The organism is uncultured Pseudophaeobacter sp. (assembly GCA_905479575.1).
Classification (GTDB): Bacteria; Pseudomonadota; Alphaproteobacteria; order Rhodobacterales; family Rhodobacteraceae; genus Pseudophaeobacter.
The window spans coordinates 21,911-43,732 of record CAJQNB010000021.1; the positions used below are offsets into that span (position 1 = coordinate 21,911).

The 21,822-nt window shown below is 58.6% G+C and carries 24 protein-coding genes and 1 tRNA gene; 16 read left to right on the forward strand and 9 right to left on the reverse strand.

Features of this window, described 5'->3' with window-relative positions:
- Window positions 1-23 precede the first annotated feature (23 nt).
- From QZ268_RS08080 to QZ268_RS08090, 3 genes are read left to right on the forward strand one after another with little or no spacing between them, the layout of a single operon-like run.
- Entirely contained in the window at window positions 24-338 is a 315-nt protein-coding gene (locus QZ268_RS08080; protein WP_295450711.1) for a hypothetical protein, read from the forward strand.
- Window positions 339-386: 48 nt separating this feature from the next.
- Window positions 387-1,862 (forward strand): carnitine 3-dehydrogenase, encoded by a 1,476-nt coding sequence (locus tag QZ268_RS08085; protein ID WP_295450714.1) that lies wholly within the window; start codon window positions 387-389, stop codon window positions 1,860-1,862.
- Complete coding sequence (locus tag QZ268_RS08090) at window positions 1,859-2,632, forward strand: SDR family NAD(P)-dependent oxidoreductase (protein ID WP_295450717.1); 774 nt, start codon at window positions 1,859-1,861, stop codon at window positions 2,630-2,632. The genes QZ268_RS08085 and QZ268_RS08090 overlap by 4 nt, the downstream gene beginning before the upstream one ends.
- Before the next feature lie 138 nt (window positions 2,633-2,770).
- On the opposite strand, the gene QZ268_RS08095 is transcribed toward QZ268_RS08090, so the two are convergent.
- Window positions 2,771-3,634 carry a helix-turn-helix transcriptional regulator gene (locus tag QZ268_RS08095; RefSeq protein ID WP_295450720.1) on the reverse strand — a complete coding sequence of 288 codons (864 nt, stop codon included), beginning with the start codon at window positions 3,632-3,634 and terminating at the stop codon, window positions 2,771-2,773.
- Window positions 3,635-3,744: 110 nt separating this feature from the next.
- On the opposite strand from QZ268_RS08095, the gene QZ268_RS08100 reads away from it, so the two are divergent.
- Genes QZ268_RS08100 through QZ268_RS08110 form a run of 3 tightly spaced genes read left to right on the forward strand, consistent with a single transcriptional unit; the run spans window position 3,745 to window position 5,752 of the window.
- Complete coding sequence (locus tag QZ268_RS08100; protein ID WP_295450723.1) at window positions 3,745-3,909, forward strand: hypothetical protein; 165 nt, start codon at window positions 3,745-3,747, stop codon at window positions 3,907-3,909.
- A complete protein-coding gene (locus tag QZ268_RS08105) occupies window positions 3,902-4,831 on the forward strand; it encodes a fatty acid desaturase (protein WP_295450726.1) in 930 nt (309 codons plus the stop codon). The genes QZ268_RS08100 and QZ268_RS08105 overlap by 8 nt, the downstream gene beginning before the upstream one ends.
- An 18-nt stretch (window positions 4,832-4,849) precedes the next feature.
- Complete coding sequence (locus QZ268_RS08110) at window positions 4,850-5,752, forward strand: DMT family transporter (protein ID WP_295450728.1); 903 nt, start codon at window positions 4,850-4,852, stop codon at window positions 5,750-5,752.
- A gap of 23 nt (window positions 5,753-5,775) precedes the next feature.
- Here QZ268_RS08110 and QZ268_RS08115 read toward each other — a convergent pair whose 3' ends face one another.
- Window positions 5,776-6,507: an NUDIX hydrolase gene (locus QZ268_RS08115; RefSeq protein ID WP_295450730.1), complete on the reverse strand. Its 732-nt coding sequence runs from the start codon at window positions 6,505-6,507 to the stop codon at window positions 5,776-5,778.
- Window positions 6,508-6,564: 57 nt separating this feature from the next.
- Complete coding sequence (locus QZ268_RS08120; RefSeq protein ID WP_295450732.1) at window positions 6,565-6,987, reverse strand: DUF983 domain-containing protein; 423 nt, start codon at window positions 6,985-6,987, stop codon at window positions 6,565-6,567.
- A 198-nt stretch (window positions 6,988-7,185) separates the two neighbouring features.
- On the opposite strand from QZ268_RS08120, the gene QZ268_RS08125 reads away from it, so the two are divergent.
- The 4 genes from QZ268_RS08125 to QZ268_RS08140 all read left to right on the forward strand — a co-directional run bounded on the left by QZ268_RS08125 (window position 7,186) and on the right by QZ268_RS08140 (window position 9,310).
- Window positions 7,186-7,680, forward strand: a complete 495-nt coding sequence (locus tag QZ268_RS08125; protein ID WP_295450735.1) for an EF-hand domain-containing protein — start codon at window positions 7,186-7,188, stop codon at window positions 7,678-7,680.
- Between the two features lie 181 nt (window positions 7,681-7,861).
- The gene (locus QZ268_RS08130) at window positions 7,862-8,407 is read left to right on the forward strand and encodes an RNA polymerase sigma factor (protein ID WP_295450825.1); all 546 of its coding nucleotides are present in this window, start codon (window positions 7,862-7,864) and stop codon (window positions 8,405-8,407) included.
- Window positions 8,400-8,816 carry a hypothetical protein gene (locus QZ268_RS08135; protein WP_295450738.1) on the forward strand — a complete coding sequence of 139 codons (417 nt, stop codon included), beginning with the start codon at window positions 8,400-8,402 and terminating at the stop codon, window positions 8,814-8,816. Before QZ268_RS08130 ends, QZ268_RS08135 begins: the two co-directional genes overlap by 8 nt.
- Window positions 8,813-9,310, forward strand: a complete 498-nt coding sequence (locus QZ268_RS08140) for a periplasmic heavy metal sensor (protein WP_295450771.1) — start codon at window positions 8,813-8,815, stop codon at window positions 9,308-9,310. The genes QZ268_RS08135 and QZ268_RS08140 overlap by 4 nt, the downstream gene beginning before the upstream one ends.
- 102 nt (window positions 9,311-9,412) lie before the next feature.
- On the opposite strand, the gene QZ268_RS08145 is transcribed toward QZ268_RS08140, so the two are convergent.
- A complete protein-coding gene (locus QZ268_RS08145; protein ID WP_295450773.1) occupies window positions 9,413-10,867 on the reverse strand; it encodes a diguanylate cyclase in 1,455 nt (484 codons plus the stop codon).
- 115 nt (window positions 10,868-10,982) lie between these two features.
- On the opposite strand from QZ268_RS08145, the gene QZ268_RS08150 reads away from it, so the two are divergent.
- The 5 genes from QZ268_RS08150 (at window position 10,983) to QZ268_RS08170 (ending at window position 16,110) form a co-directional block, all read left to right on the forward strand.
- Window positions 10,983-11,267 (forward strand): DUF3572 domain-containing protein, encoded by a 285-nt coding sequence (locus QZ268_RS08150; RefSeq protein ID WP_295450776.1) that lies wholly within the window; start codon window positions 10,983-10,985, stop codon window positions 11,265-11,267.
- 94 nt (window positions 11,268-11,361) lie between these two features.
- Complete coding sequence (locus QZ268_RS08155; protein WP_295450778.1) at window positions 11,362-12,051, forward strand: HAD family hydrolase; 690 nt, start codon at window positions 11,362-11,364, stop codon at window positions 12,049-12,051.
- 309 nt (window positions 12,052-12,360) lie between these two features.
- On the forward strand, window positions 12,361-13,914 hold the full coding sequence (locus QZ268_RS08160) for a trimethylamine methyltransferase family protein (protein WP_295450781.1): 1,554 nt from the start codon (window positions 12,361-12,363) through the stop codon (window positions 13,912-13,914).
- Between the two features lie 589 nt (window positions 13,915-14,503).
- Window positions 14,504-15,091, forward strand: coding sequence for a heme NO-binding domain-containing protein (locus QZ268_RS08165; RefSeq protein ID WP_295450785.1), 588 nt, complete (start codon window positions 14,504-14,506; stop codon window positions 15,089-15,091).
- Complete coding sequence (locus QZ268_RS08170) at window positions 15,088-16,110, forward strand: GGDEF domain-containing protein (protein WP_295450788.1); 1,023 nt, start codon at window positions 15,088-15,090, stop codon at window positions 16,108-16,110. The genes QZ268_RS08165 and QZ268_RS08170 overlap by 4 nt, the downstream gene beginning before the upstream one ends.
- A 128-nt stretch (window positions 16,111-16,238) precedes the next feature.
- On the opposite strand, the gene QZ268_RS08175 is transcribed toward QZ268_RS08170, so the two are convergent.
- Window positions 16,239-17,357, reverse strand: coding sequence for a glycine cleavage T C-terminal barrel domain-containing protein (locus tag QZ268_RS08175; protein WP_295450790.1), 1,119 nt, complete (start codon window positions 17,355-17,357; stop codon window positions 16,239-16,241).
- Window positions 17,358-17,516: 159 nt separating this feature from the next.
- Window positions 17,517-17,591 (reverse strand) — tRNA-Glu (locus QZ268_RS08180).
- 402 nt (window positions 17,592-17,993) lie between these two features.
- Between QZ268_RS08180 and QZ268_RS08185 the strand changes: the two genes are divergently transcribed.
- Window positions 17,994-18,542: a YaeQ family protein gene (locus tag QZ268_RS08185; protein WP_295450791.1), complete on the forward strand. Its 549-nt coding sequence runs from the start codon at window positions 17,994-17,996 to the stop codon at window positions 18,540-18,542.
- A 78-nt stretch (window positions 18,543-18,620) separates the two neighbouring features.
- Here QZ268_RS08185 and arsJ read toward each other — a convergent pair whose 3' ends face one another.
- From arsJ to QZ268_RS08200, 3 genes are read right to left on the reverse strand one after another with little or no spacing between them, the layout of a single operon-like run.
- A complete protein-coding gene (gene arsJ, locus QZ268_RS08190) occupies window positions 18,621-19,895 on the reverse strand; it encodes an organoarsenical effux MFS transporter ArsJ (protein ID WP_295450793.1) in 1,275 nt (424 codons plus the stop codon).
- Window positions 19,892-20,893 carry an ArsJ-associated glyceraldehyde-3-phosphate dehydrogenase gene (locus tag QZ268_RS08195; RefSeq protein ID WP_295450795.1) on the reverse strand — a complete coding sequence of 334 codons (1,002 nt, stop codon included), beginning with the start codon at window positions 20,891-20,893 and terminating at the stop codon, window positions 19,892-19,894. The genes arsJ and QZ268_RS08195 overlap by 4 nt, the downstream gene beginning before the upstream one ends.
- A gap of 8 nt (window positions 20,894-20,901) precedes the next feature.
- Window positions 20,902-21,735, reverse strand: coding sequence for a helix-turn-helix domain-containing protein (locus QZ268_RS08200; protein WP_295450797.1), 834 nt, complete (start codon window positions 21,733-21,735; stop codon window positions 20,902-20,904).
- Window positions 21,736-21,822 lie beyond the last annotated feature (87 nt).

Genomic DNA, 21,822 nt, shown 5'->3' on the forward strand with positions numbered 1-21,822 from the left:
GAGAGAATTTTTAATATCCATAAATGGGTATCCATTTTATTTTCTCATTCGTCGCTGCCTGCATTCTTGCTCTTGTAGCCTATCTGCAATCTGAAGCCAGTTGGTGGAAGGGGCCCTTGGCCTCGATTGCTCTTTTTGCGTCTGGGGTGGGCATCATCGCCCTTATCCCAGAAGGCGCACTGAAGAACAGCATCTTGCCGCCGGTCGTCTTTCTCTCTGGTGCAGCCTGGTATTGTGCTGGACTGGTTGGTGTAGGGGCTTTAGCGGCTCTGATTTTGCGCAGATTTGTTCCCAAGGGCAGGATCGTCAAATTGATTTTGGCGGCGGCTGGGGTTTGATGTTTATTGGACTGCTGTCGTTTGCCTCATGACTTAAGGAAGATACAAATGTCGAAGATAGCAGCAATCATTGGTGGTGGTGTAATTGGCGGCGGCTGGGCCGCGCGGTTCTTGCTTAATGGCTGGGATGTGCGAGTGTTTGACCCGGATCCCGAGGCCGAGCGCAAAATTGGCGAAGTGCTGGACAATGCGCGCCGCTCCTTGCCGGGGCTGGGCAATGTGGCGCTGCCAGATGAGGGCCGCCTGAGTTTTCACGCGGAACTAGCCGAAGCGGTGTCTGGCGCGGATTGGATTCAGGAAAGCGTACCAGAGCGGCTGGATCTGAAGCAGAAAGTCTATGCCGAGCTGGAAAAACACTGCGACGCGGATGCGGTGATCGGCTCCTCTACCTCGGGGTTCAAACCCTCCGAGCTGCAAAAGGGGCGCGGCAATGGCGGCCAGATCGTGGTGGCGCATCCCTTTAACCCGGTCTACCTGCTGCCGCTGGCCGAAGTGGTCACCACCGCTGCCAATTCGCAGCAGGTGATCGCGCGGGCCAAGGAGGTCATCTCCTCCATTGGGATGTACCCGCTGCATCTGAAGAAAGAGATCGACGCCCATGTGGCGGATCGTTTCCTCGAGGCGGTCTGGCGCGAGGCGCTGTGGCTGGTGAAGGATGGCATCGCCACCACCGAGGAAATCGACAATGCCATTCGCTATGGCTTTGGCATTCGCTGGGCGCAGATGGGTCTGTTTGACACCTACCGGGTTGCCGGTGGCGAAGCGGGCATGAAGCATTTCATGGCGCAGTTTGGCCCCTGTCTGACCTCTCCATGGACCAAGCTGATGGATGTGCCGGAGTTCACCGATGAGCTGGTGGATCTGATTGCGGGCCAGTCGGACGCGCAATCAGGCCACATGTCGATCCGCGAGATGGAGCGCATTCGTGACGATAACCTGGTGGGCATGATGCGTGCACTTGGCGCCAATGACTGGGGCACAGGGGCGCTGCAAAACGCCCATGACAAATCGCTGGAAGGTGAGGCCGGGCTGGTCAATTCCATTGATGACATTGCCGACCTGAGCCAGCCGGTGTTGACGCAAAGCCGCGTGGTGCCGCTGGATTGGACCGATTACAACGGCCATATGACCGAGAGCCGCTATCTGGATGCCTTTGCGCAGTCCACCGACCGGCTGATGGCAATCATTGGCTGCGATGCCGAGTATATCGCAAGTGGTGGCAGCTACTTCACCGCCGAAACCCATATCCGTCACATCGACGAGGTGCATGCGGGTCATCCGATTCAGATTAAAACCCGGGTGATCATGGGGGCAGGCAAGAAGATGCACCTGTGGCATGACATGTATGAGGGCGACCGTCTGCTGGCCACTGGCGAGCATATGCTGCTGCATGTGGATCTGAAAACCCGCCGCTCGGCGCCGCCTGCGGCCCATATTGAGGCCAATCTGGTGAAGCTTGCGGCGGCACATGCCGCGCTTGCAGCGCCCGATGGGCTGGGCCGCGCCATTGGGGCACCTCGGTGAGCGCCCTGTCAAAACAACGGGTGCTGATCACCGCAGGCGGGGCCGGGATCGGCCGCGCCATGGCAGAGGGCTTTGCTGCGGCCGGGTTTGAGGTCTGGATCACGGACCTTAATCCCGACACGGTGGCCAACCTGCCTGCGGGCTGGCGCGGCAGTGTTACAGATGCCGCGGATGAAGCCTCGGTGCAGGCGCTGTTTACTGAGATCGCCAGCGTTTGGGGCGGGATAGATGTGCTCTGTGCCAATGCCGGCATCGCCGGGCCAACGGCCCTGGTCGAGGATGTGGCATTGGAGGACTGGCGCGCCTGCGTCAGCACTAATCTGGAGGGGGCCTTTCTGGCGGCCAAATACGCCACCCCGATGATGAAAGCGGCCAAGTCAGGGTCGATCATTGTGACCTCGTCCACCGCCGGGCAATATGGCTATCCCAACCGGGCACCCTATGCGGCGGCCAAATGGGCCATGATCGGGCTGACCAAAACCCTGGCGATGGAACTGGGCCCCTATGGCATTCGCGCCAATGTGATCTGCCCCGGCGCCGTGGAGGGCCCGCGTATGGAGGGGGTGTTGCACCGCGAGGCGGCGGCCAAGGGCATGACCCGCGATCAGGTCTATGATGGCTATGCAGCTGGCACCTCGATGCGCAGTTTCGTCGAGGCGGCGGATATCGCCAATATGGCGGTTTTCCTGGGCTCGGATGCGGCGCGTCTGGTGTCCGGACAGGTGATTGCCGTGGATGGCCATACGGAAAATCCGGACCCCAAAGTGTAAGCGCAGTGTTTTCTGCTCAGGCTCAAACCGTTGCCACGGCTTGAGCCTGAGCGGCGCGCGTAGCGCGCCTGACGCCAGAAACGGGATCACAGCAGAACGCACAGCGCGCGATGCGCCGCAAAAGAGCCAGGAAAAGAGTCAGGCGCTGATCGCCGCCCGCAGGGCGCGAAAGCGACCAGAGACCTGCCGCGCGGTGATATCTGCTTCGCGGATCAGCTGATCAAAATGGCCAGTAAAGGCCTCGATCCGATCACGATCGCGAAAGGCGATATAGTGGCTGCCGCCATAGAGCACGCAGAGCAGGGGGCCAAAGAGGGTCAGCGGCGAGGAAAACAGCCGCTTTGCATCAAACAGGTAGATCCGCAGCCGTGGATAGAGCTGAGTGGTGAGCCGTTCGAACTGGTCCAGCTGCTCCAGCCGAATGTCCAGCGGCAGACCGGAATAATAGCCGGTGGCATGGGCAAAGCTTTCAAGCTCGTAGATCGGCATGGCGATCTCATAGTCCGACTGCGACTGACGCATCCAGGACAGGCGATCCTCGGAAGCGCCAATGGCCTGATCCGCAGTGCGCCCCAGATGCGGCGCGTATTCCCATTCCAGCAGCGCCCGCGTCTTGAGCATATCGGGCAGCGCCGCAGGCACATGGCGGATTTTGTAGCCTGCGGCCTCGCGGTGCCAGTCAAAGATCCGCTGATCCACCAGCGCCCTGGGCGCCTCGCTCAATGACAGGCTGGAGGCCATCAGCTCTGCCGCGCTTTCGGGCCGGTCCGACAGCGACAACAGCCAGTCGGCCGAGACGCCGAGCACAGAAGCGCAGGCACCAACAACATGAGCATTGGGCAGGCGGGCGCCATCATCCTTGAGCAGCTGCGATATGGTGGAGCGGTCAACGCCGGTGCCCCGCGCCAGGGCGCTTTGGCTCAGCCCGCTTTCGCTGAGTGCCCGGATGAGGCGGCTGCGGAACTGTTCGGCTCGAAGGCGTTTGTCAATTTTTTGCGGCATACGATGACAAATATCACCATTGCTGAGAAAAGTTAACCACATTCAGAATTCTGCAAAGCGCCTTGTCGCCCTACTGCTTGTTCAACCGCATCAGGAGGAGCACCACCCAAATGGAAACTGGCAAACGATCACTTGTGAAGGCGTTGATCAATAGCGCACTGGGGTTTGGCAGTTATCTGATCTACGAGCGGGTTTGGACCCGGATCAACTGGGGACGTCACAGCGCGGTTGCTCGTCCGGTAGTAGGTCCGGGTGGAGCGCGCGCCAATGTCTGATCCGCAACAAGAAATCGACTGTGGTATGATGATGCCGCGCGGTGTGGAGTGGGGTACTCTGGGGCTGATCCTGGCGTGTTATGCTCTGTGGCTGTTGGTGTTGACCCTGCTGCCAGATCTGAGCCTCAGCCTGACGGTGCTGTGTCTTGGCATATTGGCAGCGCTGCATTCGTCGCTGACCCATGAAGCGCTGCATGGGCATCCGTTTCGCAATCGGCTGCTGAACGAGGCGCTGCTGTTTTTGCCGCTGACCCTGTTCATTCCCTATGGCAGGTTCCGCGACACCCATCTGGCGCATCACCGCGACGAGCGGCTAACAGACCCCTATGATGACCCCGAAAGCAACTTTCAGGATCCCGAAATCTGGGCGCAGATGCCTGGCTGGCGGCGGGGAGTTTTGCGGCTCAACAACACCCTGTTGGGGCGGGTGCTGCTGGGGCCGCTTTTGGGGCAGATCTGTTTTATCGCAGAAGACTGGCGGCTGGCGCGGGCAGGGGAGGCAGGCGTGATGCGCGATTGGGCGCTGCATGGGCTGGGCCTGGCGCTGGTGGTCTGGATCACCCTGGCAACGGCAACACCCATTTGGGCGCTCTGTCTGGGGGCCTATATCGGGTTGGGGCTGGTGAAAATCCGCACCTTTCTGGAGCATCGCGCCCATCAGGATTGCCACGGTCGCACCGTGGTGATTGAGGATCGCGGTCCGCTGGCCTGGCTGTTTTTGCACAACAATCTGCACGTGGTGCATCACCTGCATCCGGGCGTTCCCTGGCATGCGCTGCCACGGCTGTACCGCAAAAACCGCGACAGCTATCTGCAGTCAAACCAGGGCTATCACTACCACAGCTATGGCGAGGTCTTTGCCCGGTATCTGCTACGCAGCAAAGACCCGGTGCCACATCCGCTCTGGTCTTCCAAAGACTAGCTCTGCATAAGAGCGGTTATGTTGACCTGGATACCCGTCACAATTGCCGCCGCCACCTTTCAGACCTTCCGCTTTATGCTGCAGAAGGTGCTGAGCGCGGTCACCCTGTCCCCCGGCGGCGCAACCTTTGCCCGCTTTGCCTATTCCGCGCCTTTTATCCTGAGCGGCCTGGCAATTTATCTTTATGCCAGCGGCCAGAGCCTGCCGCACCTAAGTGGGCAATTCTGGGGGTTTGCCCTGATCGGCAGCGTGTCGCAAATTCTGGCAACGATCTGCGTGGTTTCCCTGTTCAAACAGCGCAATTTTGCCGTTGGCATCACCTTCAAAAAGACCGAAGTCATCCAGACCGCGATTGTCGGGTTGGTTGTACTGGGGGATGCGATCAGTGCCTGGGGCTGGGTTGCCATCCTGTTGGGGCTGAGCGCAGTTCTGGTGCTGTCCAAGCCACCAGATGCCACCGGAGCCTGGTGGAGCCACCTCACCAACACGGCCTCAAAACTGGGGCTTGGGGCCGGGGTTCTGTTTGCCTTTTCGGCGGTTAGCTATCGCGGGGCCTCGTTGCAGCTGGGGGATCTGGCGCCGGTGTTCCGGGCGGCTGTGACCCTGGCTTCGGTGGTCAGCTTGCAGACCTTGCTGATGGTGATCTGGCTGGCCTGGCGCGAAAAGGGCGAGATCACCCGCGTCTGGCAGGCGCGGCGGGTGGCGATCTGGGTGGGTCTGACCAGCCTGGGGGGATCGTTCTGCTGGTTCTGGGCCTTTACCCTGCAGAATGCCGCCTATGTAAAAGCGCTGGGGCAGGTGGAGCTTCTGTTGTCCATCCTGGCCTCGCTGTTGTTCTTCAAAGAAAAGATCAGCCGCCGCGAAGTGGTTGGTATGGGCCTGCTGGTGTTGTCAATTCTGGCGCTGGGATTGGCGCTTTAGACTGCAGGCCCTCTGGGCCTGTCTTAACCCTCGCTGGGCATCGGCTGTCCCTTGAGGCGCAAAAACAGGCTCTCTTCGTCGTTGTTGCAGAAATAGGGCACGCTTGTTGGTGGGGTGCGATCCTTCAGGCGTCCGGTGACTTCGGCCAGAACCACCTCGGTGATAAAGGGCAAATCAAAGCTGCGCACCTTGCTCAGCGGGATCCATTGCAGGTGCGACAGCTCGTCCGAGGCGCGGGAAAAATCATCCAGATCACCGCTGATTTCGTCGGCATCAATCAAAAAGAACCGCGCATCAAAACGCCGGGGGCGACCGGGAGGCGTCAGGGCGCGAAAGACAAACTGCAGGGCGCGCGCCGAGGGCAGATGGCCGGTGGCGGCAAAGTCCTGCCAATCCTCGGCAACATCGTCCGGCCAGTCGCCGGGATGCCCCAGGACCAGCCCGGTTTCTTCCCAAAGCTCACGAATGGCAGCAATGGCCAGGGTGTGATCCAGCCCGCCGCTGGCCTGTTCCGCCAGACGCAGGCGGCAGACTTCGGGCAGGGGCTGGGCCAGGGGCACAGTGGCATCAGCCAGATCAACAGCGCCGCCGGGAAAGACAAATTTGTTGGGCATAAAGGCGGCCTTGGCACCGCGCTGTCCCATCAAGACCTTTGGATTGTCCCCCATCCGGTCCCGCAGGGCAATAATTGTTGCCGCATTGCGGATCGCGCTGCGGTCCTCGGATGTCACGCCCTGAATTGCTGTATCGCTCATAGACTGGCCTCTCCCGTGTGTTGTTATTGGGGCCGCGTGTGTTGCAAATGCGGGATGTCAGTTTTTTGTATCAAAGCCATACATCCGGCGGGCCCATTGATAGGCGACCACAACCCCTTTTAGTCTTGGCAAAAGATAGAGAGAAGAGACAATACAGCCAATCGAGAAAACAGAAAACGTTACGAGAGGTTCTGGCCGCCAGGTGAAATAGACCACATGCAGGAGCGGGGCCATCAGGTGGCCAACCAGCAGGATTGTCAGATAGGCAGGCCCATCATCGGCCCGCGCCTGGGTAAAGTCGAGGTCGCATTGCGAGCACCTGTCGTTGAGTTTAAGGTAGGAATGCAGCACTGCCCCCTTGCCGCAGCAGGGGCATTTGCGCCGCCAGCCTTTGGCAAGCGCAGGCCAGGTGGGACGCTCTGCGCGGGACTCACTCGCGAGGGTGCCTGAAAGTGCATCGGAGGCCGGGGACTGGGTCATGGGAAATCCTATGGTTTTGCCGCAATGATCTTCGGTCTTGGGCGTAAAGAAAAGCCAAAGGAAAACTCTGCGGCCCGATGCCGCAATGTTGCGGCACCATTTTTTTGCGACAGGCAGCGACGGAAACGCCGTATCGTGTCGTTTACTCTGTGTATCCGGCAGCAAAAAGCTGCTTTAGGAACGCATAGGAGAGCAGACATGACACAGACCAAAATCCTCGCCGTGATCCTTGCAACCGCGGGCGCAGTGGCAGCAACCACAGCTACGGCCCAGTCGGGTGGCGGTGCTATGCGGCCAATGATGTCGTTCGAAGCGCTTGATACTGATGGTAATGGTGAAATCACCAAGGCCGAGATGCAGGCCCACAAGGCCACCCGGTTCGGCGCCTCTGACAGCAATGGAGATGGCAAACTTTCAACGGAAGAGCTGCTCGTCAGGGCGCAAAAACGCGCCGCCAAACGGGTTGAACGCATGATCAACCATCTTGATAAGGATGGCGACGGCATGCTGAGCCAGGACGAAATGGCCAATCGCGGCGGTCGCCACGGGGATATGTTCAAACGCGCCGACAGCGATGGCAATGGCACGATCTCCAAAGAAGAGTTCGAACAGGCCAGACAGCATCGCCGAGGCAAACACCGTGGTGGCCCAGACGGTGCATGTGACCGTGGCGGCAAAATGGAGCAAAACTGATTAACCCCCTGTGTTACCCTTTGACCAAATATTGCCAGCGCAGCCCCTGTCCCAGGGGCTGCCAGCGCGGGATATGTGTTCGGTGACTGGGGCCTCTGCAGAGGGCAACCCGAACAGGCCGAATAACGGGCCAAGCAACGGATCAAGCAACGGGCCAAGCAACGGATCAAGCGATGATGCGCTGCTGGTGCTCTACGCCAATGGCGACCCCTCTGCCGCTGCTGAATTGATGCAGCGCTTGGCGCCGCGCGCTCTGGGCGTTGCGATCCGTGTTCTTGGCAACAGAGCCGAGGCCGAAGACGTCACCCAAGAGGCAATGATGCGCCTGTGGCGCATGGCGCCGGATTGGCAGCCGGGTAAGGCAAAGGTCTCGACCTGGCTGTACCGTGTGGTGATGAACCTTTGTATCGACGTGAAACGGCGCAAACGGGGCAGAGATGTGGATCTGGATGCGATACCAGAACCACCGGATCCGGGGTCCTCTGTCACCGATCGGATGCAGGATCTGGCGCGGCAGGATGCCCTGCAACAGGCCTTGATGCAGCTGCCAGAGCGGCAGCGCCAGGCCGTGGTCTTGCGCCACTTGGAAGAACTGACAAACCCGGAGATTTCCGGGATCATGGAGATTAGCGTTGAGGCCGTCGAAAGCCTGACCGCGCGCGGCAAACGGGCGCTGGCCAAATGCCTGGCCAACCGTCGAGAAGAACTGGGGTATAGCGATGACTGACACAGACAAGTCTTTGAGCGATATGGACCACCTGGAGGATCTTTTTGCCGCTGCCCGCAGTGAACCCGCCCAGCTGCCACAGGCGTTGCAAGCCGCGATGCTGGCAGATGCGCAGCACGTGCAACAAGACAGGGTCGATGCCAGGGTGCCTGGTGGCTGCGAACCGGGGCTTAACCCGCAGAGCCTGTCCACGCGGCTCTGGCAGCAATTTATTTCTGCAGTTGGTGGCTGGCCTGCCTTGGGGGGCCTGGCGGTCGCCAGTCTGTCCGGGCTCTGGATTGGCCTGGCTCCGCCCTCTTTCCTCCCCGACCCGGTGGAGAGCTTTGCCTCATATTCCAGCGGATCGCTGCTGGGGTCCGACCTAGACTATGATGTGAGCTTTTTGATGAGCGATGAGGTGTTCGAATGAGCAATGACCAAAACTCCCGCCAGCGGAGCGGCATGCGCCCTTGGCTAAAGGTCGTTCTGGCCCTGTCGCTTGCTCTGAACCTTGCGGTGATCGGCATCGCTGCTGGGACCGCCTGGCGGTTCCACGGCAAAGAGGATCATCACAGGGGAAAGCCTCCGATGCTGAGCCGGTTCATTTTTAAGGATATGGGGCGCCAAGAGCTCCGCCGTCTGGTCAAAGACCACGGCGGTGAAACCGGAGGCCTGCACAACCGCCGCCACAATGAAATGGAGCAGATGATTGCACAGATGCGAGCGGATGAGCTGGACACCGCAGCAGTCCGTGCCATTGTTGACGCCCATCTTGTTGAGACCCACAGCTTTATGCGCGGTGTCGCAGATGCCTGGGAACGGCGTCTTGAAGGGTTGCCTCTGAAAGAGCGGCGCGGGCTGGCGGACCGAATGCAACAGCAATTGGACAATCGTCCCCGCCATCCCAAAGGCCCCGATCACTAAATCGGCATTCTCCGGTTGGCCTGACGCAATCCGCAAGGAAAAAAGCGCCCCCAACCGGGGCGCCCTTTCTTTTGAGCCGGTGTTTGATTTAGGGTCCTGACCCTAGGCGGCAGCGGTTGAGTTTTTGCCCAGCGTCACCTGGTTGCGGCCGGAATTTTTGGCATCATACAGCGCCCGATCCGCCAACGAAATCAGCTCGGTCACATTGCTTGCGCCCCTGTCCTGGCCGCGTTTGTCAGCGGCATCAGCCCAGTCGCTGCGGTCTTCTTTGCGGCTCAGATCGTGGCCAACCACAGCGCCAATGCTTATGGTCACCTGGATTGGCTCGGAGCTGCCAGGTACATAAAAGGGCTTGCTGTTGATGGCGTTGCACAGCTCCACGGCGGCGATGCCGGCGCTGATTTCATCGGCGCCGGGCAGCACGATCATGAATTCTTCGCCGCCCACCCGCGCCACCAGATCGACGGGCCGCATCTGGGCTTGCAGCCGCCGGGCGGCCTCGACCAGCACCGCATCCCCGGCGGGGTGGCCATATTGGTCGTTGATCTGCTTGAAGTGATCCAGATCGGCCAGCATCAGGGCAAAGCTGTCGTTGCTTTCGGCGGCGCGTTTGGCGGTGCGATCCAAAAAGGGCTTGGCGTAGCGACGATTGTACAGCCCGGTCATCGGATCCTCTACCGCGGCGCGCAGCCCATTGCGGACGCTGTCGCGCAGCCGGTCATTGCGGGATTTGTATTGGAGTTGTGTGGTCAGGCGCAGGGCCAGCTCATCCACGTCAAACCCAGCCTGCAAGACATCATGGGCGCCGCGATCCAACGCTTCGGCGGCGATCATTGGATCCGCTGGGTTTGGCACTGCAATCACCACCGACTGCCGGGTGGCGGCACGGGCGCGCAGATCCGCCAACAGCCGCAGGCCGGGGCCGGCGGAAATCTCGTTCAGCTCGATGATAAACACATCTGCCACCGGCGCGCTCATCATCAGTTTGATGTCGTCCAGATCATGGTAGCGCAGCGCGTAGGGGACATGATCACCCAGCCGTTTGGCCCAGGCCTGAGCGGTCTTGCTATCCTGGGCAATCAGGGCAACGCTGGCGCTGCTGCATTCTTCATGGCCGGCACGGTCGGAAAGCGGCAGCACAAACCCATGGGAGGCGTCTCGCTGCATATGCAATTCTTCGTTTGCGCTGCGGGCGCGCAGCAGGCTGCGAATACGGGCCTGCAGAATGACATCATCCACGGGCTGCGGCAGCACATCATCAATCCCGGCCGAAAGTGCATGCAGTCGGCGTTCCGGGGCATTGGACTGGGTGATGGCGATAACCGGAATATCCGCGAGCATCTCGTCCTGACGCAGGGCGGTCTTCACATCCGCAGCAGTGCCATCCGGCAGGCTCATGGCGCTAAGCACCAGATCCGGGCGGCAATAGCGCGCTGCCTCCAGCACATCGGCGACACAATCGGCCTGTTCCACACCATAGCAGGCCTCCGCAAGCTGAACCTTCAGCATGATGCGGTTGGTAGAAATACCATCTATGACGAGGATTGTTCCTTGCACGCGGATCGCCTTTCGAACCTTTTGATCGTTACACTGGAAGTTTCCGCCAGACTGGTTAATAAACTGTTTCGGGTTTTTACTAATTTGTCCGCAACATGTCAGGAATGAGGTCATCATGCAGGTTTCCGCCGATCAGGCAGAGGTGATCGCGCTTAAGGCGCTCGCCTGGCTGATGACAAATGATGAGTTGTTACCAGTGTTTATGGGCGCCACTGGCGCAGCAGAGGCGGATCTGCGGGAAAATGCCGCTGATCCTGCGTTTTTGGGCTCGCTGCTCGATTTCTTAACGATGGACGATGCCTGGGTGGTCGAATTCTGCGATCAGGCAGGAATCGCCTATGAGCTGCCGATGCTGGCGCGGATGGCGCTGCCGGGCGGCGCACAGATACATTGGACCTGAGGCCACAGGCCCGACCAGAAAAAACTTGCGCCACCCAATTTTGCCGATACGGTCCGCGCCAGATGACCCTGATGACTAGGCGCAAGGAAAACCCATGCCGGTAGATGCTTTTCTCTTCGACAAGGACGGAACCCTGTTTGATTTCTCCGCCACCTGGAATTCCTGGGCGGCGGATATGCTGGCGCAGCTGAGCCAGGGAGATCCGGCGCGGGCGGCGGAGATGGCCGATGCGGTAAGTTTTGACCTGGCGCAGCAGGCTTTTCGGGCGGACAGCCTGGTCATTGCCGGCACCAATGGTGAGGTGGCGGCTGTGCTGGCACCTTTTGTGACACAGATGCAAGAGGCCGAGCTGGAGCGGTTCCTGGCCCAGAGCGCAGCCACCGCCGCGCTGAGTGAGGCGGTGCCATTGGCGGCCTTTCTGGATGGGCTGCTGGCCCGTGGCAAGGTGCTGGGGGTGATGACCAATGATGCAGAAGTTTCTGCCATCAGCCAGCTTGAACGCTCTGGCGTGCTGGATCGTTTTGCCTTTGTCGCCGGGTTTGACAGTGGCCATGGGGCCAAACCGGATGCGGATCCTCTGCTGGCCTTTTGTGCGGCAACGGGCGTCGCCCCAGAACAGACCGCCATGGTGGGGGACAGTCTGCATGATCTCATCGCCGGCAAGGCGGCCGGCATGACCCGGATCGGCGTGCTGACCGGTATGGCAGCGCATGGCGATCTTGCGCCTCATGCGGATGTGGTGCTGCCGCATATCGGTCATATCCCGGAATGGCTGGACCGCTAACGGCGCGCGGCAGGCCTTTTCCTATCTAAGCTTTTGCACTTCGGCGGTCGGCGCTGCCGACCTCTGCCTGCTGTGGGGCGGGCAAGTCTGTTTAGAACGGCCCTGTTTAGGATTGGGCTGTGGAGAACTGGGCACATCTGTACAGAAAAGAGTGTTTCGACTGGTCTGAGGTGGAAAAACGACAGGAGATGTCGTGAACTGGCAGCCGCTACCCGCCGGGATTGGGCCTGCTGCGACTCTAGCCGGGGGGTGCCCGGTGGCGCGCGGCACAGGTCGGGGCGTTCGCTCAGAACCACCAAGGAGAGGCTCATGGCACGGGATAAAGGTAGACGAGGGGGCGGGCGTGCAGGCGCGGCAGCACGGCGCGGCACGGCAGCCTTGCAGCAGATGCCCTGGCGCATTCCGCAAAATATTGACCGCCCCATTGAGCCCCTGACCGAAGAAGGTGTTGCCGCAATCCACGATGGCGCCATGCGGATCCTGGAAGAGATCGGGATTGTCTTTCTCAACCCGGAAGCGCTGGAAATCTTGAAACAGGCCGGCTGCCGCGTCGAGGGCGATCTGGTGCGGATGGACCGGGCGTTTGTCATGGAGATGGTTGGCAAGGCACCAGATCAGTTCACCATCACCCCACGCAATCCAGACCGCACAATCCCGATCGGCGGCAACAACCTGCTCTTTGGCAATGTCTCCTCGCCGCCGAACTACTGGGATCTGGATCTTGGCAAGAAGGTCGCAGGAAATCGCGAACAGTGCCGCAATCTGTTGAAGCTGACCCAGTATTTCAACTGTATCCACTTTGCCGGCGGCTACCCGGTGGAACCGGTGGATATCCACGCATCAGTGCGCCATCTGGACGTGCTCTATGACAAGCTGACGCTGACCGACAAGGCCATGCATGCCTATTCGCTGGGCAAAGAGCGAGTCGAAGATGTGATGGAAATGGTGCGCATCGCCGGGGGGCTGACGGATGAAGAATTCGAAGCCACGCCGCGGATGTATACCAATATCAACTCCACCTCGCCGTTGAAGCACGACTATCCGATGATTGACGGCTGCCTGCGGCTGGTGCGTCGGGGGCAGGCAGTGGTGGTGACGCCCTTTACCCTGGCGGGGGCGATGGCGCCTGTCACCATGGCTGGAGCGGTGGCGCAAAGCCTGGCCGAGGCGCTCTGTGCTATTGCGCTGTTTCAATATGTCCGCCCCGGCACCCCCTGTGCCATTGGCACCTTTACCTCAAATGTGGATATGAAATCCGGCGCCCCGGCCTTTGGCACCCCTGAATACATGCGCGCCACCCAGATGACCGGGCAAATGGCGCGCCATTACGGCCTGCCGATGCGCTCTTCCGGGGTTTGTGCTGCCAATGTGCCGGACGGGCAGGCCATGTGGGAGACCTCAAATTCGCTCTGGGCGGCGGTGCAGTCGGGAACCAATATGGTGTACCACGCAGCCGGTTGGCTGGAAGGCGGGCTGATCGCCAGCCCGGAGAAATTCATTATGGACTGCGAAGTCCTGCAGCAGCTTCAACGCTATATGCAGCCGGAAATCTGCGCCACCGGACCGGATGAGATTGCCTTTGATGCCGTGCGCGAGGTTGGAAACGAAGGGCATTTCTTTGGCATCCAACACACCCAGGACCGCTATGCCACCGCCTTTTACCAGCCCTACCTGAGCGATTGGCGCAACTATGAGGCCTGGGAGGCGGCTGGCGCTGTTTGGACACCGGAACGGGCCAACAAGATCTACAAGGATATTCTGCAGGAATTCACCCCACCGCCGCTGGACGACGCCCTGCATGAGGAATTGAAGGATTTTGTTGCGCGTCGAAAATCAGAAGGCGGGGCGCCAACTGATTTTTAAAATTCCACAGGTAGGCGACCTCAAAAATTTGGGAGCTGTTGTTCGGCACAGTCCCAAGGTCGTCCTAACAGCTGATTTTGGGATCTCTGGGGTAGGGCGAAGAGCCTGCAGGTCAACGGCTTTCAACCTATGATTTATAGTACTTTCTTATCTCAATTGAAGCTAAGAGCCTTCTGTCAAAAAAACCCAATTTTTCAATAATGAAATTAGTAAGTTAGCATGTTTAGCAGCTGAGCGCCGTTACGCGCTCCCTGTTGAAAGCCTCTTTTTTGGGGACTTCCTTGCCACAGCTGGGCCGCTGACCTGTGGTTTTTCTTCCCTGCTCCGGCGTAAAAGGGTATGTCCCCCATGCAATATGTGTCGAGCGACTCGGAAGGGGGGCTCGCGCTGAGCAACGGAGCGAATGTCAGTACTGTTTGCGGTGCGCCTTTTTTTTGAGGACTGCCCGGCAAATGTTACTGTTGAAAAACCAGAACACGGGGCGCTCCAAAACAGGAACTGGATCTGAAATTCCGTCAAACTTTATTTGTTCGGCGTATCTTAACGATCCGGAGCCAAATATGGGTAAGGTGTAACAAGGGGCCAATTTATGCATGGTCTGATCAACAGAGCGATTCAGGCATTCGTCGTTAGTACCTACGGGGAAGAACGGTGGAGTCATATTATGGATACTGCGGATCTTGGCTTTGCTCAGTTCGAGGCCATGTTGTTCTATACAGAAGAGCAATCCAACAAGATGCTCGCCGCTATGGAAAAACAGCTTGAACGCCCGCTGCCTGAAATTCTTGAGGACACTGGCACTTTCCTGGTGTCAAACCCGCAAGTGGAGGCACTGCGGCGGCTGCTGCGATTTGGCGGCGTCAACTATGTGGAATTCCTGCATTCGCTGGATGATCTGCCAGACCGCGCCCGCTTGGCCGTGGCCGATCTGCACCTGCCTGCGATTGAACTGGTTGAGAATTCACCAGGGCAATTTGATCTGGTCTGCCAACCGGGCCTGCCGGGGTTCGCCCATGTCTTAATGGGCGTTCTGCGGGCAATGGCAGATGATTATGGCGACTTGGTTATACTGGACCATCGCGGCACCCAAGACGGAGCAGAGGTGATCTCGATCACGCTGGTTGAAACGGATTTTGCCGAAGGACGCACTTTTGACTTGGGAGCCCATGCCCTATGATGACCGCGGATGAGTTGACCGGTATCATTGACCAAATTTGCCCGATGTACCTTGTCGTAGACGCCGGCGGGCGCATTCACTTTGCAGGACCGACGTTGAAAAAACTCCGCCCTGACATGAGTTGGAAGGGCGTGAAGTTCTTTGAGGTTTTTGACCTGTTGCGCCCCCGTTGGGTCAATTCCATGGACGACCTCCTCAAAACTGCGGGCGCCAAGTTGCACATGCAGTTTCGCGAGTCACCGCAAACAAGCCTCAAGGGCGTCTTGGCACCGCTGCCAGGTGGCAAAGGCGCGCTGATCAACCTTTCGTTTGGTATTTCCGTGCTTGAGGCCGTGCGCGACTATGATCTGACCAGCGCGGATTTTTCCCCTACGGACCTGACAATCGAAATGCTATATCTGGTGGAGGCAAAATCGGCCGCCATGGAGGCATCGCGGCAGTTGAACCTGCGGCTGCAAGGGGCCAAGATTGCCGCAGAAGAACAGGCCTTTACCGATACCCTGACCGGTCTCAAGAACCGGCGGGCCATGGATCATATCCTGGCGCGCCTGATTGGATCTGGCACAGATTTTGCCCTGATGCATGTGGACCTTGATTATTTCAAAGAGGTCAACGACACTCTCGGGCATGCAGCCGGGGATGCAGTTTTACAAAGTGTTGCTCAGGTGATGGTCGATTGCACCCGTCATACCGACACCGTGGCCCGTGTTGGCGGCGATGAATTTGTGATCATTTTTGAAGGCGTTAATGAGCCAAAAGTCCTTGAGGCCCTGTCAAAACGTTTGATCCGTCGCCTGGAAGAGCCTGTGCCCTACGGCGGCAAGCTGTGCAAGATTTCCGCCAGTGCTGGCACCACACTGTCGTCCTGGAATCCAGCCCCGATTGAGGCTGCCGCCATGTTGCATCAGGCAGATATGGCGCTTTATGCCGCAAAACGGGCAGGGCGCTCGCAGCATCTGTTTTTTGAGCAGGGCATGCAAAAAGACGAGCCGCAAGTCGCCGCACAAAGCCAGGCCTGAACCACCACAAAGAACAAGGTCCTGTGAAGCTGAGCCCAAGCCTGAGCGGCCCTGGGTGGCCCGCCAATTTTCTGCACCGGGTTTGGCCTCGACTGCGGCGGCCAAACCCTACTCACGCGCCCGCTGAATTACTTAAAGGGCAAGGCGCGAATGGTGACCCTGCGCGGTGTGTGATCCAGCATGACCTCAAGGTCTGCGGCGTCATCCGATATCTCCGCGGCGATCATTCCAACCCCGATATTTCCCTCAAATCGCGGCGAATGGATCGCTTCGCTGAGCAGGCCGACAATCTGGCCATCTGATGTCTGAACCGGCAAGGAATGTTCAAAGCCCTCTAAAGGAGCCCCGGAAATCATATAGCCCACACGGCGACGCTTGACGCCCTCTGCTTTGATCTTTTGCAGCGCGGCTTTACCAACAAAGTCATCCGGCCGGTCCAGATCCACCAGTTTTCCCAGCGATATTTCAAACGGATTACAAGGATTTACTTGGATGCGCCCATCTGCACCATAGGACACCAACCCGCTTTCGATACGCTCCAGATCATTGGGAGCGCCAGGGCGAATGCCGTAGGCTGCGCCGGCCTCTTTCACGATGGCCCACAACTCGGACCCGCGACTGCCGTCTTGCAGGTAGAGCTCAAATCCCCCCTGTTTTGACCAGCCGGATCGGGACAGGATCAGGGGAATGCCCTTTAGATCAGTCTGTTTGAAACCGAAGTACGCAAGATCTTTGATCCAATCGCCAAACAGCTCTGCCACCAGCGCTTCAGCCTTGGGGCCCTGAATCGCCAGCGGCGACACATCCGGTTCATGCACCTTCACATCCAGCCCGCGTTCGGCAGTAATGGCGCTGGCCCAAAGCCCGATATCGCTGTCAGCAATGGACAGCCAATAGCGGTTTTCCGCCAGCATCAGAAGCACCGGATCGTTAATCAGCGTGCCTGCGTGATCGCAGATCGGCACATAGCGGCCTTGGCCGATCCTGGTTTTACCCATGTCACGGGTGGTGAGGTATTGGATCAACGCGCGGGCATCGGGCCCGGAAATTTCAATCTGCCGCTGCGCAGCCACGTCCCACATCGAAACTCCGGTCATCAGGCTGTCATATTCCGCCTGCGGATTTCCAAAATGTGCGGGTATAAGCATGTGATTATAGACAGAAAAACTTGCCACCCCATCTGCAAGGGTTGCGTCAAAATACACAGATTTGCGTGTATTCGGGCCGATGCCGATCTGCAGTGTCATGGCGTCTCCTGTTGCGCTAGATACCCAAGGTATTAGCCAGAAACAGTGGGTTTTCCAGCCCCAAAGCAGCGCAGTGACCGAACAACAGATGCGCTCTGGTTCACACCACTGAAAGTGGTCTCGCCCGAACAGGTAATATTCTGATGAAAGGAAGGAAAGTGGCAGCCCGTAGGGGAGTCGAACCCCTCTTTTCAGGTTGAAAACCTGACGTCCTAACCGATAGACGAACGGGCCACTGTTGGTGTCGGTGTATTACTTAGTCACTGGCAGTTGCGCAAGGGCTAAAATTTTAAAATGGCGGGTTTTCTATCCACCTATACAATTCGGGTTAAGCACCTGAACAAACGTGAATAATCCCCAAATCAAGGGGTTTGACGCTTCTGCATATCTCAGATTTTTTTGATCGGGCAAAACACCCCATGGCACTTTGCGCCGCGCCGGCGTCGCCAAAGGGGCAGGCCGTCCAGGGTCAGCGCCCTAAAGAACCAGATCTCTAAGCCATAAATCACGGCCGCCTCCTACCTCGCCCGGCCAGGCTTCTCTCTGTGTGCTTTTTTCCCAAAATCCCTTTATTTCCTTTCACCCCCCCTGCCAGACGCACTAGGCATCCCTATCTTCGCTATATCGGGGCAAACCATGGCGCAAAAATCCACCATCTACAAAGTTGAACTGTCCGTATCCGATATGGATCGTCACTACTATGAGACCCACAAGCTGACCGTCGCCAAACATCCTTCGGAGACGGATGAACGATTGATGGTGCGCCTTCTTGCCTTTGCCTTGAACGCACATGAGCACTTGGAACTGACCAAGGGGCTGTCCACAGATGACGAACCGGACATCTGGCAGAAAAGCCTCAGCGGTGAGCTGGAATTATGGGTCGCGCTGGGACTGCCCAGCGACAAGGTGGTGCGTCAATCCTGCGGCAAAGCCAATGAGGTGATTATCTATTGCTACGGTGGCAGAACAGCGGAAACCTGGTGGGACAAGATCAAGAACAGCACCACCCGGTTTGATAATCTGACGGTTATCAATCTGTCGGAGGCGGACACCCAGGGGCTGGAAAAACTTGCAAGCCGCTCCATGAAATTGCAGGTGAATATTCAGGACGGCGAGGTAATGGTGAGTGTTGATGATGCCATTCTTTATCTGACCCCGACCACATGGAAAGATGCTGGTCATTAAGCTCCGGGCAGCAGTCCAGACGATCAAGGTTCTGCAGCCTGTCAGGACGTACCGCTGCTGCAGGGTCCACGACCTGTTTCACCCCCCTGCGCCAGCTGGCTTGTCAGGGGTCCTATCCTGCAACTGACCAGCTGCAACAGCGCTGAGAACAACCATTGCCGCCGCAGTGGCGAGGCAGGCTGCCAATCCGCCGAGCTGATAGGTCAGCCCAGACAGCACAGTGCCGGCCAATCGTCCTGCGGCGTTTGCCATATAGTAGAACCCCACATCCATCGTCACCCGCTCGGCCTTGGTGAAGGCAAGGATCAGATAGGAATGCAGTGAAGAATTGACCGCAAAGATGGCGCCAAATGCCAGCAAACCTGCAACCAGCGTCACTGTGAGCCAAAGCATCGGCTCCCCGGCCAGCAACACCGCCAGGGCAAGCCCTGCAGGCACCACGGCCAGCGCCATGGCCCAGGTCCGGGCTGCTGCGATCAGCTCGGCTTCACTGCGCGTTGCCGCCTGTAGAATACGCGGAGCAGAGGCCTGAATGGCACCGTACAAAATCGTCCAGACCGCCATGAAGCTGCCTATCAGGAAAAACGCTGCCCGGTTGCCCGCCTCGCTGCCATCCGAAAACACCGCGTAGAAATAGACCGGAATGCCGACAACAAACCAGATGTCACGCGCGCCAAACAAAAACACCCGCGCGGCAGACAGCCAGTTCACATTGCGCGACTTTGAAAAGACCTCGGTGAATTTTGCCCCCTTACGGCCCACTGGCAAGCCCTGCGGCATGGCCAGCAGAACCGCAGCAAGGATCACCGCGAGGATCACCGCCATGCCAAGGACAGCCCAGGTAAACCCGGCAAAGGCAAGCAGCGCAGCCCCCAGCAAAAAGCCAAGGCCTTTGACCGCGTTTTTTGATCCGGTCAGCACCGCAACCCAGCGAAACAGCCCGTCGCCCTGGGTAGGGGCGAGCAGCTTGACTGCGGATTTGGACGACATCTTTGCCAGATCTTTGGCCACGCCTGACAGGCCCTGCACCAGCATCACAAAGGTGACAGAGGCACCGATCTGCCAGCTCGGGTCCAGCTGTGTCAGCAGCAACAGGGCAACCACCTGCAGGGAAAGCCCCGCATAAAGCGTCGCCGCCAGCCCAAACCGCGCCGCGATCCAGCCCGCTGACAGATTGGTCACCATGCCGGCAATCTCATAGAGCACAAAGAGATAGGCCAGCTGCACCGGCGAAAAGCCGAGGCTGTGAAAATGCAACAGCACCAACATCCGCAAGGCGCCATCGGTCAACATAAAGGCCCAATACGAGGCCGTGACCGCGATATAGGCCGCCAATCCGGTTTTCTGTGTCACAGCTGATCCCCAACCATGCGGGCCACATCAACCAGCCGATAGGCATAACCCATTTCATTGTCATACCAGGCGTAGATCTTTACCTGGGTGCCATTGATCACCATGGTCGATGGCGCGTCCACAATGCTGGAGCGCTGGTCATTGGTGTAATCCGCAGAGACCAGCGGACGGGTCTCATAGCCGAGAATTCCTTTGAGCGGGCCGTCTTCGGAGGCTGCCTTGAACAGGGCATTGACCTCTTCTGCGGAGGTTTCGCGCTCCACCTCAAACACACAATCGGTGATCGAGGCATTCAGCAGTGGCACCCGTACCGCATGGCCGTTCAGCTTGCCCGCCAGCTCGGGGTAGATCAACGTGATCGCCGTGGCGCTGCCCGTGGTGGTCGGGATCAGATTGGTCAGCGCAGAACGCGCCCGGCGCAGGTCTTTGGCGGGCCGATCCACAATGGTCTGGGTGTTGGTGACGTCATGGATGGTGGTGATCGAGCCGTGTTTGATGCCAAGCGTTTCGTGGATCACCTTGACCACCGGGGCCAGGCAATTGGTGGTGCAACTGGCGGCGGTGATGATCCGGTGGCGATCGGGTTGGTAGCTGTCAACATTTACCCCAACGACGATATTGGCGGCATCGCCATCCTTGACCGGGGCAGAGACCACGACCTTTTTGACGCCGGCCTCAAAATAGGGTGCCAGCTTGGCCTCTGTTTTGAATACGCCGGTGCAATCGATCACCACGTCGACACCTTCCAGCGGCAAATCCTCAAGGCGGCGTTCACAATGGGTTGGCAGGCGGGTACCATTGATGATGATGGAGGTCGCATCATGGCTGAACGCGGCGTCCCAGCGACCATGCACCGAGTCAAATTCCAGCAGATGCGCATGCATCTCAGGACTGCCGATAGCATCATTGATCCAAGCGATTTCAGCCCCGCTCTCCAGCAGTGGTTTCAGCGCAAGTTTGCCCATTCGGCCCAGGCCGTTCAGTGCATAGGTGGTCATGGTTTGTCCTACTCGGAAGTCAGCGCGATCTTATCAACGGCGTTTTGCAGGGAAATACGATCCAACTGGCCAATCGGCAGGGCAGCAAACCCCTGCAGCCGGTGCAACAGCACCCCATAGGCCTGATGGAAGGCGAGGCTCTTTTCGGCATCGGTGCCTGTGGCCTTGACCGGGTCGGGCATACCCCAATGGGCGCTGATCGGCTGACCCTCCCAGGTGGGGCATTGCTCATTTGCGGCCTGGTCACAGACGGTAAACACAAAGTCGAACTGCGGCGCATCCTCGCCCATGAACTCCTCGATGTTCTTGGACCGCAGACCGCTCACATCGTGGCCTTTGGATTTAAGCATCTCGACCGCAATAGGGTTGAGGCTGGACTGCGGCGTGGTGCCGGCTGAATAGACCTGGAACCGATCCTGGCCTTTTGCGTTCAGGATGGCTTCGGCAAAAATGGAGCGGGCGGAATTGCCCGTGCAAATAAAGAGAACGTTGTATTTCCGGTCAGTCATTTGTCTTTCCTCTGACGCAGCAGACTGCTGAAAGGATGTGCACAAATCCGGGCGGCCCCTACAGCAGTCCAGATATAGCGCGTCGAGCGTTTTACGTGTCGTGTCAATGTTGACCTGATACCGCAGCCAGGTGCCGGTGCGGGTTTTGGTCACCAGATCCGCCTGCATCAAAGCAGAAAGATATGACGATAATGTGCTGGCCTTGATGTCCAAAGCCGCGCTGATCTCGCCGGCGGCGACGTGATCGGGGTAACGCCGCATCAGCAGGCGAAACACCGCAAGGCGCTGGGGGTGCCCTAGGATGGACAAGCGGAGGGGAATCTCTTCTTCCATATTTCACGTATTATCGAAATAGATAATCTGTGGCAATGGTTTTATGTCCCAAAAGAACGGACACCGCAGGACCGGTAAGGAAAGGGG

Bases quoted from the DNA above. Each gene is read 5' to 3' on its own strand.
- QZ268_RS08080 (WP_295450711.1), top strand. From the start codon at position 24: ATGGGTATCCATTTTATTTTCTCATTCGTCGCTGCCTGCATTCTTGCT.
- QZ268_RS08085 (WP_295450714.1), top strand. From the start codon at position 387: ATGTCGAAGATAGCAGCAATCATTGGTGGTGGTGTAATTGGCGGCGGC.
- QZ268_RS08095 (WP_295450720.1), bottom strand. From the start codon at position 3,634: ATGCCGCAAAAAATTGACAAACGCCTTCGAGCCGAACAGTTCCGCAGC.
- QZ268_RS08100 (WP_295450723.1), top strand. From the start codon at position 3,745: ATGGAAACTGGCAAACGATCACTTGTGAAGGCGTTGATCAATAGCGCA.
- QZ268_RS08105 (WP_295450726.1), top strand. From the start codon at position 3,902: ATGTCTGATCCGCAACAAGAAATCGACTGTGGTATGATGATGCCGCGC.
- QZ268_RS08110 (WP_295450728.1), top strand. From the start codon at position 4,850: ATGTTGACCTGGATACCCGTCACAATTGCCGCCGCCACCTTTCAGACC.
- QZ268_RS08115 (WP_295450730.1), bottom strand. From the start codon at position 6,507: ATGAGCGATACAGCAATTCAGGGCGTGACATCCGAGGACCGCAGCGCG.
- QZ268_RS08120 (WP_295450732.1), bottom strand. From the start codon at position 6,987: ATGACCCAGTCCCCGGCCTCCGATGCACTTTCAGGCACCCTCGCGAGT.
- QZ268_RS08125 (WP_295450735.1), top strand. From the start codon at position 7,186: ATGACACAGACCAAAATCCTCGCCGTGATCCTTGCAACCGCGGGCGCA.
- QZ268_RS08135 (WP_295450738.1), top strand. From the start codon at position 8,400: ATGACTGACACAGACAAGTCTTTGAGCGATATGGACCACCTGGAGGAT.
- QZ268_RS08140 (WP_295450771.1), top strand. From the start codon at position 8,813: ATGAGCAATGACCAAAACTCCCGCCAGCGGAGCGGCATGCGCCCTTGG.
- QZ268_RS08150 (WP_295450776.1), top strand. From the start codon at position 10,983: ATGCAGGTTTCCGCCGATCAGGCAGAGGTGATCGCGCTTAAGGCGCTC.
- QZ268_RS08155 (WP_295450778.1), top strand. From the start codon at position 11,362: ATGCCGGTAGATGCTTTTCTCTTCGACAAGGACGGAACCCTGTTTGAT.
- QZ268_RS08160 (WP_295450781.1), top strand. From the start codon at position 12,361: ATGGCACGGGATAAAGGTAGACGAGGGGGCGGGCGTGCAGGCGCGGCA.
- QZ268_RS08165 (WP_295450785.1), top strand. From the start codon at position 14,504: ATGCATGGTCTGATCAACAGAGCGATTCAGGCATTCGTCGTTAGTACC.
- QZ268_RS08170 (WP_295450788.1), top strand. From the start codon at position 15,088: ATGATGACCGCGGATGAGTTGACCGGTATCATTGACCAAATTTGCCCG.
- QZ268_RS08175 (WP_295450790.1), bottom strand. From the start codon at position 17,357: ATGACACTGCAGATCGGCATCGGCCCGAATACACGCAAATCTGTGTAT.
- QZ268_RS08185 (WP_295450791.1), top strand. From the start codon at position 17,994: ATGGCGCAAAAATCCACCATCTACAAAGTTGAACTGTCCGTATCCGAT.
- QZ268_RS08195 (WP_295450795.1), bottom strand. From the start codon at position 20,893: ATGACCACCTATGCACTGAACGGCCTGGGCCGAATGGGCAAACTTGCG.
- QZ268_RS08200 (WP_295450797.1), bottom strand. From the start codon at position 21,735: ATGGAAGAAGAGATTCCCCTCCGCTTGTCCATCCTAGGGCACCCCCAG.